Consider the following 14,113-nt stretch of genomic DNA (forward strand, 5'->3'; position numbering starts at 1 on the left):
TCAGAGTCCTCTCGATCCGACGCGCCGGCCTCTATTTCCTCGGTCAATTTTCCGATGATTATGGCAGTCGAACTGCGTTCGCCGTGAATTGTCATCCCTTGCAAGTTTAGGAAGTTAAAGATCCATGAGCGCGCCGCTGCCGCCCAATGAGCCTGATCGTCTGGAGTGGCTTCGACAGAGCCGTATTCTGGAGACGCCCTCCGAAGGCGCCTTTGACGGAGTCACGCGTCTGGCCGCCGAGGTCTGCGGCGTCCCGATCGCCGCCATCAGCATCCTGGACCGCGAGCATCAGTGGTATCAGTCCATTGTCGGCGTGGATCTGCGGCAAACGCCGCGCGAAGGCGCTTTCTGCGCGCACACGATTCTCCAGTCGGAGATGCTCATCGTCGAAGACACCACGAGGGACGAACGGTTCGCCGGCAATCCCTTTGTGCTCGGCGCTCCCCACGTTCGGTTCTACGCCGGCGCTCCCTTGATCACCTCGGAGGGGCTGGCGATCGGCTCGCTCTGCGTGATCGACCAGACGCCCCGGCGGCTGACCTCGCAGCAAGCGGCGATGCTTCAGGTGCTGGCCTCCCAGGTCGCCGGACGAATGGAGCTCCAGCGGCGCATCGCGATGCAGGACCAGCTGATCGCCGAGCGCGCCCTGGCGCAGGAGGCTCTGCTTCAGCGCGAGGAAGAACTCAAAGTCATTGTCGAGCATGCGGCGGACGGCGTTTATCTCTTCGACCCCGACACGCGCCGCATCATCAAATCGAACGCCGCCTTTCGCGCGATGCTCGGTTACTCCGAAGCGGAGATGGCCCACCTCACGATCTACGATATCATCGGGCATGTTCGGTCCAGCATCGACCGGAATATCCGGGCGCTTTCGCAGGGCGAGGAGGTCGCTCTCGGGGAGCGGCAGTATCTGCGCAAGGACGGCTCCCTCGTGGTCGTCGAAATCAGCGGACGCGTCATCAAGTATGAGGATCGGCTCGCGGTGTGCGTCGTGACCCATGATCTGACGTTGCAGCGCGCGTCGGACGGCGCGCGTCGGTCGGCCGAAGCAGGCTATCAAAGTCTGTTCGAGAACGCGGCGGAAGGCATCTTCCAGACAACTCCCCAGGGACGGTATTTCCGGGCGAACTCCGCGCTGGCCCGGATCTACGGTTATGAAACGCCTCGGCAGATGATGGATGAGATCGCCGACGTCTCGACGCAGCTTTATGTGGAGGAGGGGCGCCGTGATGAGTTCGCGCGCCTGATGAGCGAGCAGGGCGGCGTGACCAACTTTGAGTCGCAGATCCGGCGCAGGGACGGCGGCGTGATATGGATCGCCGAAAGCGCGCGCCCGGTGTTCAACGATCACGGTCTTCTGGCCTATTACGAAGGCTTCGTGCAGGATATTTCCGACCGCAAAGCCTGGGAGACGCAGCGGGAGCAAGATCTGCGCGAAGCTCAGTTTCGCGCGGATCACGATTCGCTGACGGATCTGTGGAACCACCGCGCCTTTCATAAGCAGGCGCAGCAGCGCATCGATGAAGCCGCGCTCCATGGCGGCGCGCTGGCGCTGGTGATGATCGACATCGATAACTTTGAATACTTTAACAGTTTGTACGGCCATGGCGCCGGCGACGAAGTGCTGCGCATGGTCGCCGCGCGCTTGCAGTCGGTCTGCGGCGCCCGCGACGTGGCGGCTCGCTTTGGCGGCGATGAGTTCGCTTTGCTGATCGACGATGTGGGCGTTCGCTCAAGAAGCGATGTGGAGCGAGGGCTGAAGGACGGGCTGGGCGGTTTGACGTTTCGACCGGAAGGGCACGACAAGCAGATCCCGGTGACTTGCTCGGTGGGCGCGGCTGTTTCTCCCACGGAGGGGGAGCGCCGTCTTGACCTTCTGCGTGTCGCGGATGAACGGCTGCGGCGGGCGAAAACGGGCGGCGCGGAGGAAACGGGCGCGGACCAGATGCGCGCGTATCTGCATCAGTCGATTGACGGGTTCTCCATGCTCGATGCGCTGGTCAACGCGGTGGACAACAAAGACCGGTACACCCGCCGGCACTCCGAGGATGTCATGGATCACTGCCTGGCGATCGCGCGCGTGCTGGGGATGGACGAAGAAGGGCGGCATACGCTCGCCGTCGCCGCGCTGCTACACGATGTCGGCAAGATCGGCGTGCCGGACGCCATTTTGCGCAAGCCGGGGAATCTCACCGACACCGAATACGCCGCGGTCAAGCAGCATCCGCAGATGGGCGCGGCGATCGTATCCGCCGTGCCGGGACTGGAAGCGACCCTGGACGCCGTTCGGCATCACCATGAATGCTACAACGGCAAGGGGTACCCGATGGGGCTGTGCGGCGAGGAGATCCCGCTGATCGCCCGCATCATGGCGGTGGCGGACGCTTACTCCGCGATGACGATGGATCGTCCCTACCGAAAAGGCATGGACCCCGAGCGAGCGCTCTCCATTTTGGCGAACGGGGTCGGCGAGCAGTGGGATGAACGCTGTGTGAACGCATTCCTTCAGGCGCATGACGATGAGAGAACCCCCGCCGCGTACACCCTCCAGGCGGCGTAAGGCGCCCGTTACTGGCGGCGCGCCATCAGCACGGCGACATCGTCTCGGAACGCGCCGTTCGCAAACGCGGCCGCCTGGGAGACCAGCGCCTCCGCCTGCGCTTGAATGTCGGTGTTCGCCGGCGTCCGCGCCAGCAGGCGCCTCAGGCCCGCCGCGCCCAGCAGCTCCAGACGGCTCGGCCCCGCTTCGCTGATCCCGTCCGTATAGAGCAGCAGCGCGTCGCCCGCCGCGAGCGTGACGCTTTGCTCCTCGTACTCCGCATTTTCCGCCACGCCCAGCGGCGTACTCATCATCTCCAGCGCTTCGACGGATCCCGCCGCGCGCCGAATCAGCGCGGGCTCGTGCCCGCAGGAGCAAAAGACGATCTGCCCTGTGGACGCATCGTAGACGCCGATCCACGCGGTGACGAATCCGATCAGCAGATCGTGGGCGGTCACGATGGAGTTGAGCGCCGTGGCGGCCTGCGCGGGAGCGCGATAGAGATACAGCGTGGTGCGCAGACTATTGCGGATCAGGGCGAGCTGCTGGGCGGCGGCGAGCCCCTTGCCCGATACATCGCCGATCACGATCGCGTACAGCTCTTTGTCGAGGGCAAAGACATCCATGAAGTCTCCGCCGACCGACGCCTCATTCAGCGCGGCGCGGGTGAAGGACCCGATATCCAGTCCAAGGACATGCTTGGGGATCGCCGGCTGAAGGGCGTCCTGAAGATGGACGGCGATCTGATGCTCGCGCTGCTGGATGCGCGCCGCCTCGATCCCGACCCGCAGCTGAGTCGCCACAGCTTCGACCAGCCGGACTTCCTCGTCGGTCCAGTCACGCGCCTCGTCCGCCATAGTGGCGGTCAGAGTCGCCATCAATCCGGAGGCGTCCGCCAGGGCCACCGATACGCGCGACCGAATTTGCAGCTCCTCCATGTTGGCGAGCGTCTGCGCGGAGAGCGACGAATCCTGGGCGTCCGGGATGACGGAAGTGCTGGACCCCGCATACAATTCGTGGAACATCTCCGCGGTGTTGGCGAAGGGATATTCGCCTTCCACGGACGGCAAGTGAGAGCGGCGCCAGTCGCGGAGGATTCGGACCGTACCGCGCGTTAAGTCATAAAGGGCGATGTAGCACCGGTCCGCGCCCAGCGCGTCGCCCAGCATCGTGGCCGCCATTTCCTGGATCGTCTCGGGATCCGACGATCCCCGCAAGGCTTCGCCGATCCGATTCAGCAGCGCCTCGCGCTCGGCGCGGGCGCGCTGTTCCGCGAGCAGCCGTTCGCGCTCCTCCTCCGCCTTTTTCCGCGCGTTGACATTCTGGAAGAAAATCGAGAGGCCGCTTTCCGATGGATAAGCCCGCACGTCAAACCAGCTCTCCAGCGGCGGGAAAAACTCCTCGAACGCCACGGAGACTCGGTTCTGTACGGCGTGACGGTACTGGCGCTCGAACGTCGATCCCACCGCCTCCGGAAACACATCCCAGAAGTTCTTATGGAGCATCTCCTCGCGCGTCCGCCGCACGACCACCTCCGCCTGATCGTTGACGTAGGTAAAGCGCCAGTCGGTGTCGAGCGCGATGAACGCATCGGTAATCGACTCGAGAATACGAGTGATGCTCTCGTGGGCTTCGCGCCGCTCCTCGGCCTCGCGCGCGGCGGCGTTCTGCTGGCGGATGACCTCCACGGTCAGCCACGTCCGCTCCACCACCGCCTGGAGCATCTCTACTTCTTCGGGATCCCACTGCCTGGGCGTGGGGTGGTGGACCGCGATGACCGACACAAGGCGGGAGGAAAGGACCACGGGAGCGGTGATGTGCGAGCGGATGCCGATGGATTCATACATGGCGACGTTCGACTCGATCACCCGCAGAGGGTCAAGCCGGACGTCCTCCACGGACACAGCTCGGCCCGCCTGATACTCCGCGACGACAAACGGGCCAAACGCGGAGAAAGGAAAGACGCCCACGATGCTCGCCACGGAGTCGTCTCGGCAGTAATCGGCGACAATCGTGCAGGTGTCGGCGACGAGGTCGATCTCGCCGAAGACGCAGCGCCCGACACCGAGGAATTGCCCCGCCGCGCGCACGGCGTCCGCGATCACTTCCTCGGGGTCCGAGAGCTTGCGCTGACGCTCCGCAAGATCGGCCAGGAACCGCTCGCGCGCGGCGCGCCGGTTCATCGCCTCCTCGTTCGCCTTGCGGGCCGAGATATCTAGGGTGATCCCGTCGAAGCGAACTGGGACGCCGTCGTCCTGGTAATGAAAACGTCCCACCGCGCCGACCCAGCGCGTGCGTCCATCCGGGGCCAGGGTGCGATACTCGACATCGTAATCGACGCGCTCGGCGAGCGCTCGGTCGATAGCCCGGCGCGTCGGCTCGCGGTCGTCGGGATGAAGGCGCGAGTAGAAGAGTTCGAAGTCGACTTCGGCGTCCGGCGGCAGGAAAAAATGCTCCTTGCACGCATTGTTCAGGACGATCTTGTCCAGCGGCCAGTCGCAGTAGAAGGCGCCGATCCGAGGGCCTTCCACGACCAGCTGCAGGTTCCCCTCGCTGCGCCGCAGCGCTTCCTCCGCCCGCGTCCGCTCCGTAACGTCATGGACCATCCCGATGATCTGCGTGCATCGATCGCGTTCGTCGAAAATCGGGATCGCCTGCACCTCGCCCACGCGTTCGCCGGCGGGATACACGGAGGTTTCCCGCCACTCCACGGCGCGCCGCTCGCGGATCGCCTCCGCGTATTTGCCGAGAACGAGCGTAAGCGCCGGCATGGGGATGACGTCCTGAAGATCGCGTCCGACGACTTGATCCTCGCGCAGCCCCGTCGCCAGGAGGAAGGGCGGATTGACGAACAGAAACCGGTAAATTCCTTCTGGACGCACTTGGAGGAGGAAGACGATGTCTTTGACGTTGTCCAGAATCAAGGACAGCATCTCCTCATTTTGCCGCAGCGCCTGCGGCAAACTCTCCACGCTGTATTCGCTGCTGTTGTCTTTCACGAAAAAACGAACCTTACTGCTCCTACGCTCAATCTTCCGGTCTGGTCGAGGCCTCCGCCGTCCGATAAACCCTGGGACGCCGCGATCTCATCTCTGTATTGTACCCAAACCGGCATAAGGGCGGTCGCGCTGGAAGTGTGGCGTAGACCAATGAAAACGAGAAAGATCGCTGCATAATAACGATGTGAAATCCCATTCCCAGTCACCGATCTTCCCACTGCCGCCGCTTGGTCTGGCCGAAACGCCCCTGTCGTTGGACGATCGGCATGTGCTGGCGTCCTTTAGCGTCGGCGACGTGACCCGCTCCCTTTCTCCCGCCACGGGCGCGGTGAACCGAACGGTGCTGGTGGAAGCGTCCACGGGGATTTTCGTCCTGCGGTGCTCCCGGCGGGAGCGGACCCGCGTTGAATGGGAACACGCCGCCATTGCGTGGGCCGCGGATCGCGGGGCGCCTGTCTGCCGTCCCATCCCGCTCCCCAGCGGAGAAACCATCGCGGAGCGGAGTGGGACGTTTTACGCATTGTTTCCGTTTGCGCCAGGACGGCAAATACCGCGCGCCGATTTGCAGCCATCGCATGCGCGGATGGCGGGGGCATGTCTGGCGCGTCTCCACGACGTGTTTGCGTCCTTTCCCATGGACCTTGCCCCTCGAAAGAAGCTGGGGGTGGATATCGGAGCGGCGCTGGCCGTAATCCCACAAATTGAACGGGCGATCCATGAGCGATCCGTGAAGACTGACCTGGAGCGGTCGGCTCTGGCGCAGCTTTCCGGACGGCGGCGTTGGTTTCAGGCGCTTGAGGGCGGCGATGGCGAAGACATCCAAGAACCGATGGCCGCGCTGCCGCAGTCGATCCTGCATGGAGATTACCAGGAGACAAACCTGTTCTTCGGCGCCGACGCGGTCGTCGCGGTGATCGACTGGGACCAATGCGGCGCGGGCGCTCGTTCTTATGACGTGCTTCGCGCATTGCACTTGATGCTGGCCCTCAGTCCCGCGCTTTGCCGCGCGTTTCTTGAAGGTTATCGGAGCGTTCGGGATTTGCCCGATGAGGAACTGGACGCCATGGCCCGCTGCTACGGCGCCCTTTCCGACAGCAATCTGTGGGTATTCGCGGCGGCGTATTTGGAAAACAATGAGCGCGCGAAGCCATTTATCGGGATTGGCCCATTCGTTCCGTTTTGTGAGAAGTGGGAGAGAGTCTGGGGCGAGTGTAAAAATCGGGGATGAGACGGACGCTCCGTCATACAAGGAGAATCGAAAATTAGGTTTTGCCTCAAGCGGAGCCCAGGCAGGCTCCGCTTGAGGAAGGCGCATGCGTCGTTATGTCCGTGCTTGCGCGGTTTGGGTCGACGTATTGACGGCGCGCAGGGTAAATGAGCCGGAAAGCGACTTTCCATGGATGGCGTGGATCGCATGATCGGCCACCCAGCTGCCGCTGAGGCCGTGCGGTCCGGCCACTCCACTGCTGGCGAATAGCGCCACGCCGGCGTCGGCCGTTCCGGCGCGGCCGATCACCGGGCCGTCCGCCGGCAGCAGCGCGAGGCCGGTTCCGTCCGCCGCTGAGAGCGTCAGCCAGTGCAGGCCGCGCTTGGATGACCGGAACAGGATGTCGCCGGCGTGCGCCGTTCCCGACGGTTCGCCGACATGGCCTGCCGGATAGTCCGTGAAGTACGAGTCTCGCTGCCAGGTCGTCTGAGTCATGCTGGACGGAATGGCGAACTTGACGCCCTCCTCCCAGAGTTCGGCGTCTGCGGCGGTCCAGTTCAGCGTCCAGTTGACGGTCATCTCGGCGTTGGGCTTGATGTCGTAAGTGGACACGAGCGTCCCCAGCGCCGTTCCTCCGGCTCCTGTCAGGACATCGCTGGTTACGGAGACGCGTATTGTGTTGTCCGCTCCCGGCGCCGCCGAAACCTGGGCGTTGGTGGTGACGGGCGCCTGTTTGGCCTTGTACACTCCATGTTCGTTTCCGGCTTTCCCCTCGCCCAGATTGAGCGTCGGACCTCCCACGAGCCGGTCGTGACCGTTGACGCGCCAGCTCCGGATGGCTCCGCTGCGCTTGTCGAACACGATCTGCTGAATGGAGTTGCTGACCGTGAGCGCGTCCGCGCCATCCTGGCTGGTCAGAACGCCGCCGGCGGCCGGCGCGGCCGGCGCTGCGGGCAGGGGGACGCCCGCCACGGCAAGATTGAACGCAATGACCGAAGAGCCGTCGGGATGCAGGAACTCCAGCCGCAGAGTCGTCATGCCCTCGGGGGCCGGGAACGACGCCGTTGCGGACTGCATGGGAGCGCATGAGACATGCTGGACGCCGCTTTTCAGTGTTTCGCCCGCCTTTAGGGCCGTCCAGCGGCAGGTCAGCTCATTCAGATCGGTGAACGAATAGTGATTGGTGATTGACGCGTCGCAGACGCCGCCGCTCGGGCTGACCGTTCGCGCTCCGACCACGACCGGACTGTAGGCGCTCTTGACGATCCACCATTCGGGCTTGGGGACACGATAAGCGGAGACGATTCCCTTGTTGTTCTCCTGCCGCATGTGATCCTGGCCGTAGTAGTAGTCGGTCGTATTGTCTTCGTTCTTGTCGGCGATTCCCTGACCCTGCCACTCCCAGATAAAGGAGCCGAGGATATTCGGAGCCTTCCAGAGCTTATCCCAGGTCTTGATGAGAGTTTCGGACCAGAGATCGGACGCGCCGGGATCGTAATCCTGAACTTCCCGCTCATAGAAGGTATGGGGATGTTCGGTAAGATTCGTGCCCCACTTGGTGTTCCGGGCGTAGCGGTCGATCGAATCCGGGCCGGGATAGTGATCGTCCTGCCAGAGCTGTCCTTTGATGCTCTCGGGATTCTGGCCGGAGACGAACGCCGGGCGGGTCGGGTCCATCTTGCGGATAAGGTCCGTGACCATCTGGGAATCGATCCCATTGGGGTTTTCGTTGCCCAGGCTCCAGGCGAGAACGCACGGACGGTTCTTATCTCGGGCTACTGTCTCTTCCCCGCGCTGAAGCAGATAGGGAGCATAGGCCGTGTCTTTGACCTGATCGTTGATCCAGCAGTACGGAACTTCGTCGAGGATATACATTCCCTTCTCTTCGCACAGCTCCAAGAACCGCTGGGCATGGTTGTAGTGGCTGGTTCGCACCGCGTTGATGTTGGCGGCCTTCATCAGCGTCAAGTCCTTGATCCAGTTCTCCTCGGTCAGCGCAAAGCCCTTATCGGCCCAGAAGTCATGGCGACAGATGCCGGTGCACTTGATAGGGACGCCGTTCCACAGCACGACGTTATCCTTGACATCGATCTGCCGGAAACCGAAACGCTGTTCGACGCGCTCGATCTCTTTTCCGTCTCCAGTCAAGTGGAAGACAACGTAATACAGATTCGGCTTCTCCGCCGACCAGAGGGCCGGCGCTTTCACGGGAGCGTCCATCGTGACCTGCGTGGTTCCATCGGCCTGGATGGTTCCTGAGCCCGACAGCGTCACTCCGGTGGGATGCCCGTCGCCGCTTATCAGCGTCCCCTTGACGGCGACATTTTGCCCCGGCTTGCCTTTGACGTTCAACTGGGCAAAGAGAGTGGCGTCCTTATAGTTCGCATTCAGCGGCGTGCGCACCACGATATCGTCGATATGAGTCTGCGGCACGGCGATCAGAGACGTATCCCGATAGATGCCGCCCATCGTCTGGAAATCGCCCGTATCGGCGTCAAACGAAGGCGTCGTCTTTGAGACGCGCACGGCGAAAAGATTGCGCTGGCCGGGCTTGACCAGGCCCGTCAGGTCGATCTCCCAGCCTGTGTAACCACTCTCGTGGTAGCCGGCCTTCTGGCCGTTGATAAACACCTCCGCGCCGTCGAGCGCGCCGTCGAAATGCCAGAAGATCCGTTTGCCGGCCCAGGATGCGGGGACGTTGACATAGCGCCGATACAGACCGACGGTCTTGTCCACGCGGTCGTAGGTCGGCAGCGAATAACCGGCCATCTCCCAGTTGGACGGCACATTCATGTTGCGCCATGAGGAATCGTCGAAGCTGGGCGAGGCGAAGGCATCGCGCTGAGCCGGGGTTACATTTGCGTCGACAGGCTTCGGTGCGGGGGCCCGCCAGACAGCCTCCTGCCCATCTTCGGTCGTACGGATCTGGAACTCCCGCAGCGACGCCCAGTGTTCGGCGGAGTTGTCGAGTACGGTGATGCGGAGGTAGCGGACATCAGCGGGCGTCAGCTTCACGGGACCGTCGCCGACTCCCGGCGCGGCGGACGCGTCCGCCAGCGTCGTCCATTTGCCGCCTTGAATGCGTCCTTCGATCCGGAATTCGTAGGCGTCGTCCGGTTTCTCCCACGAAAGCGTGACGCCGGAGACATGGCGCGTTTTCCCGAGGTCTGCCTGGAGCCATTGCGGAAAATCGCCGCCGCTGGCGCACCAGCGCGTATCGCCGGAGCCGTCGAAAGCGTTCTCAGGCGGGTTCTGTTCCTCGCTGCTCGAAGCCGTGAAGAACGTGTTGACGGGCGCGGAGGGCTCAAACTCGCCTGCCTTGATTTGCCCGTATGTCAGATGGAAGCGCCACGCGCCGGTCATGGGCAGGTTCCACGGATTATGGGCGCGAAGCTGGTCCGGCGGCATGGGCGCGGCGGCTGGCAGCGGCAGCGGCAAAGTCGCGGGCGCGACGCGCCCGGTGTTCTGCGCAGACGCGGGAAATGCGGCGGCGAGGAGCGGCGGAAGTAATAACGAGAAGTGTCGCAAATTCACGTGAATGAATGCCTTTCGTACTTTCAATAATATCGATACGCTCTTTCAATCGTATCGATATAGTTTGACGCGCGGGATCGTCATATTTTGCATCCGCCGGCCTCCCGGACTCTTCGGAAACCTGGGACCGGCGAGCCTTTACGTTCTGCGAGATATTGCATCCGTTCCAATAGCTCCGACTGTTCGCAGGCTTCGCCAGCGTCGTAGGCGGCATGCCTCAAGGATAGTCAGAAGGATCCAGACGTCATTACCAGAAGACTATGCTTGGCGCCAATAGTTTAACATGGAGTGATACCAAAGTCAAGAAAATTTATTTGGATCCATTTCGTCTTCAACTGCGGCCGTACGCCAAGTGATCTGATCCTGATGAGAGGCGAGGTGCATACATTCGAACTCAGACTTCCGGCTACGGGCGGCTTTCCACATGGCGCCATTTATGAAATCAAATTTTTGGTGCCATTTATTTTCAGATTCCCCTTGACACTGGTCTCAGTTCATGTTAGACTATTGATATATTCGTAACACAGTACTCGGATATCGCTCAATATGGGGCTGACGTTCATTTAGCATTATCAAAATCGTTCGTGTTCCAAAGGAGGGTTAGATCAGATGAATAATTATGGGAAGGCGAAAGCCTTTACACTGATCGAATTATTAGTTGTTATTGCGATAATCGCAATACTAGCCGCCATTCTATTTCCCGTGTTTGCCAAAGCGCGTGAGAAGGCGCGTCAAATAAGTTGCGCTAGCAACTTGCGGCAGCTTGGCCTGGGAATGATGCAGTACACCCAGGATTACGATGAGTCTTATCCCGGCTTGAACGGCGGAAACCCGAGCTTCCAGAACAACCCCTGGAACACAGGGCCGAATTGGGAGTCAGCTATCTACCCGTATGTAAAGTCCGTTGGCGTTTATCAGTGTCCAGATGCTCCCTACAAGCTTAATTCCTATGCTTATAACTGGGGTATCGCTTGGAACAACTCCAATGGCGCTCAGAACCACAATTTCGGCACGCCAATTGCGACTCTTACTTCGCCCTCGAACACCGTGATGCTTTTTGAGTGGTATGGAAGCGGCAACCCGCCTGCTCCGGCCGGTACCGGCTCTGCGTGGCCTCCTGCTCCGTATAATGATCCATCGAGTAGCCTCTACGCAGGAGTCGTGGGCAACAACGGCTGGCAGATTGGTTTAGGCTGCAACGCTCCGTACCAGGTCGGGCTCTCATGGCATAATCCGGATAACCGAAATAACTCGCCTTTCAACGAAGGGAATTATGTCGCCGCGGATGGTCATGTGAAATTCCTCCGATGCAGCAGCATCTCGTACTCTGCCGGCGGAGTTAATCCGAACAACGAGGCGCCGGACGCGTTAACCCCGGGCGTCGCAATGACTTACAGTATGCAGTAGGAATAATTCACTTGGCATGCTGAGGTTTATACAGGACGCAACAACTATCTGGATGTCTATTATGAGTATAGAAGTGGATCACGCAATCAAGCGCGGCTGGCGTCATTATTCATGCTCGGCGCTTCTAGTCGCTGGCGCAGCTCTGCTTGTTGGCGGCTGCGGACACGAGCCGGCTCCCGCCCCGCCGCCTCCCTCGGCGCAAGTGTCGTCCGATACACCGGCGACTTCCCCCGCAGCGATAGCTGCGGCAAATCGAGTCCAGGAAGGCCCGCGAATCCAGGAAATCCAAGCCAACCCAAATATGACGCCTGAGCAAAAGCAAGCGGCAATACAGTCATTGCAAGTGCAATCTGGTCAACAAGCCCTACCGAACGCGCCGGTGGGAGCCCAATAGCGAGAGACGCAATCCTGCGGTGAATCTAAACCTATTGCCGTTCCAAATAAGGCTTGAGATTGCCCGCTCTCCCGCCGTGATGTCCGCAAAATGGGCATCACGGAGGGAGAGTGGGCTTTTTCTTTGATAAGCAGCGTTAATACTCATGTGATTGCTTGGTCCGTTTCGGTTTCAAAGCAAAAGCACAGTTTACTTGATAGCCCCTCTCTCAGAAATGTTCATTGATTTATGGGTGTGGCGCACGCTCACTCAGCTTGGCAAATCATAAACAACCACTGGGATCCCCTTGCTCACTAGCTCCTCCTCAATAATCGGCTCAATCTTGTCCCAGGTCCCGCCTGCCAGACCGCATCCGATACGAGGCATATGGACGATCGCTCGATGGCGCTGCGCGTGTTCGGCGACGCGCCTCAATCCTTCCTGAACGGCTTCATAACGAATTGGCGGAACTCCCTTCGTTCGCCGAATACCTTGCTGGCCGATGAGATTTGCGACCCAGAGCGCTTCTTCGACCAGAACAAATTGCGTTTGTCCTAATTCATGGGGCAGAGTCCGTTCCCCCTTGAACCAGGCGCGAGCTTCTTTCTCCGGCTGCTTCCACCGTTTGGAAATAGCCATCACAAATCCTTTGCCCCAGGCGCCTATATCGTTGCACACATGGACAATAATCCCAGGGCTGTCGCGTGGTGGATCGGTCGCGTCGCCAATAACGTAGGTGATGCTCATTATCTTCTTTCTGGGTGGTCCTGTGTTAGTGTTATTTTTACATTATGTGTTCACGCAAAAGAATTGTCAAGGGATGGTGAGGAGAGGTGAGGCGTCAAACTTAGGCGAGGTTTGTGCGATAAAGGGATATTCTGCCGGCAAGCTCCGCTAACGCGGCGGTCATGGGCAGGTGAATCCCTTTGCTGTTGGAGACGATGAGTAACGGCGGTTTTGGAAAGGTGAAGCGGCGGATCAGCGCCCCGTGAGTTGGTTTGATAAGACGCTTGGCGGCGGGCCGGCGGAGAGGCGTTCGGTGAGTGTTCCGCGTACGAGGATGTCGCCGGGTTCGAATCCGCTCTGGAATTGGCGGTGGAGGAGCGCGACTGCTTCGGCACCGATCACGTCGAGCGGCTGACGGTAGGTCGTCAGGGCCGGCTGCAAGGCGCCGTAGTCCATGACGTCGTCGAATCCGACCACGGAGATGTCTTTGGGGATTTCGATCCCGATCTCCCGGGCGTACCGGATGATCTCGACGGCCGCTTCGTCGTTCCAGGCGACAATCGCGGTCGGTCGTTTCTCGGCGGGAAGCGACAGGATCGCTTTTGCCCAGGCAAGCGTGTCGTCCGTATGACAGGATCGCTCCCAGCCAGGAATGACGACGGCTTCGAAGCCGCGTTCTTCGGCGAGATGGAAGAACGTCGCGGCCCTGGCGAGCGCCGGCTGGACGAAATCCGGTCCGGGACGGAACGCCATGCGACGATGCCCAAGGCCGAGCAGATACTCCACCAGCGTCGTGACGCCGTGCTCATTGTCCACATCGACGGTATATCCGTAACCGTACTCGTTGGCCGATCCGACGATGACAAAGGGAGAGCCGCGCTCGGCGAGAACGTGGGGCAGAGATGACTCGGCGCGGAGCGCCGTCAGGATCATCCCGTCGCATCGCCCATCGCAGTACAGGCGAACCTTGTCCGATGTGTCCACGCCGAACATATCGCCCGTAAAGACCGTAATGTTGATGCCGTGGGCTTCCGCCGCGCGCAGAACGGGATGGAAGACGGCCTGATGGTACCCGTGCATCGTCAAGGTCGCCGCCGACGCGGTGATCACGAAACCGACGATTTCGATTTTGCGCTCGTCATTCGCCTTCGCGCGCGGCGGCGGCGTATAGCCGATATCACGGATCGCTTTGAGAATACGCGCGCGGGTGTCCTGGCTGACCTCACCTGGCCGATTATTAACGACATGATAGACCGCTGTGCGCGAGACGCCCGCGACTTTGGCGACTTCGCGCATGCTTGCCGAAGCTGCTTGCTTGCTCACAATAA

The 14,113-nt window shown here is 61.0% G+C and carries 7 protein-coding genes; 3 read left to right on the forward strand and 4 right to left on the reverse strand.

Annotated elements, in window-relative coordinates; all coding sequences use genetic code 11:
- Positions 1–124: 124 nt before the first annotated feature.
- Positions 125–2,560 carry a diguanylate cyclase domain-containing protein gene (locus D5261_RS12830; protein WP_119321418.1) on the forward strand — a complete coding sequence of 812 codons (2,436 nt, stop codon included), beginning with the start codon at positions 125–127 and terminating at the stop codon, positions 2,558–2,560.
- 8 nt (positions 2,561–2,568) lie between these two features.
- Here the strand turns inward: D5261_RS12830 and D5261_RS12835 are convergent, their stop codons facing one another.
- A complete protein-coding gene (locus D5261_RS12835; protein ID WP_119321419.1) occupies positions 2,569–5,538 on the reverse strand; it encodes a SpoIIE family protein phosphatase in 2,970 nt (989 codons plus the stop codon).
- A 184-nt stretch (positions 5,539–5,722) separates the two neighbouring features.
- On the opposite strand from D5261_RS12835, the gene D5261_RS12840 reads away from it, so the two are divergent.
- Positions 5,723–6,766 carry a phosphotransferase enzyme family protein gene (locus D5261_RS12840; RefSeq protein ID WP_165864194.1) on the forward strand — a complete coding sequence of 348 codons (1,044 nt, stop codon included), beginning with the start codon at positions 5,723–5,725 and terminating at the stop codon, positions 6,764–6,766.
- A gap of 93 nt (positions 6,767–6,859) precedes the next feature.
- On the opposite strand, the gene D5261_RS12845 is transcribed toward D5261_RS12840, so the two are convergent.
- Positions 6,860–10,279 (reverse strand): glycoside hydrolase family 2 TIM barrel-domain containing protein, encoded by a 3,420-nt coding sequence (locus D5261_RS12845; RefSeq protein WP_125205964.1) that lies wholly within the window; start codon positions 10,277–10,279, stop codon positions 6,860–6,862.
- Between the two features lie 609 nt (positions 10,280–10,888).
- On the opposite strand from D5261_RS12845, the gene D5261_RS12850 reads away from it, so the two are divergent.
- Positions 10,889–11,686, forward strand: a complete 798-nt coding sequence (locus D5261_RS12850; protein ID WP_165864195.1) for a DUF1559 family PulG-like putative transporter — start codon at positions 10,889–10,891, stop codon at positions 11,684–11,686.
- Between the two features lie 643 nt (positions 11,687–12,329).
- Here D5261_RS12850 and D5261_RS12855 read toward each other — a convergent pair.
- Both D5261_RS12855 and D5261_RS12860 read right to left on the reverse strand, forming a co-directional pair.
- Entirely contained in the window at positions 12,330–12,809 is a 480-nt protein-coding gene (locus tag D5261_RS12855; protein WP_435792413.1) for a macro domain-containing protein, read from the reverse strand.
- A gap of 228 nt (positions 12,810–13,037) precedes the next feature.
- Entirely contained in the window at positions 13,038–14,108 is a 1,071-nt protein-coding gene (locus tag D5261_RS12860) for a LacI family DNA-binding transcriptional regulator (RefSeq protein ID WP_125205965.1), read from the reverse strand.
- Positions 14,109–14,113: the final 5 nt, after the last annotated feature.

This window comes from Capsulimonas corticalis (assembly GCF_003574315.2).
GTDB lineage: Bacteria > Armatimonadota > Armatimonadia > Armatimonadales > Capsulimonadaceae > Capsulimonas > Capsulimonas corticalis.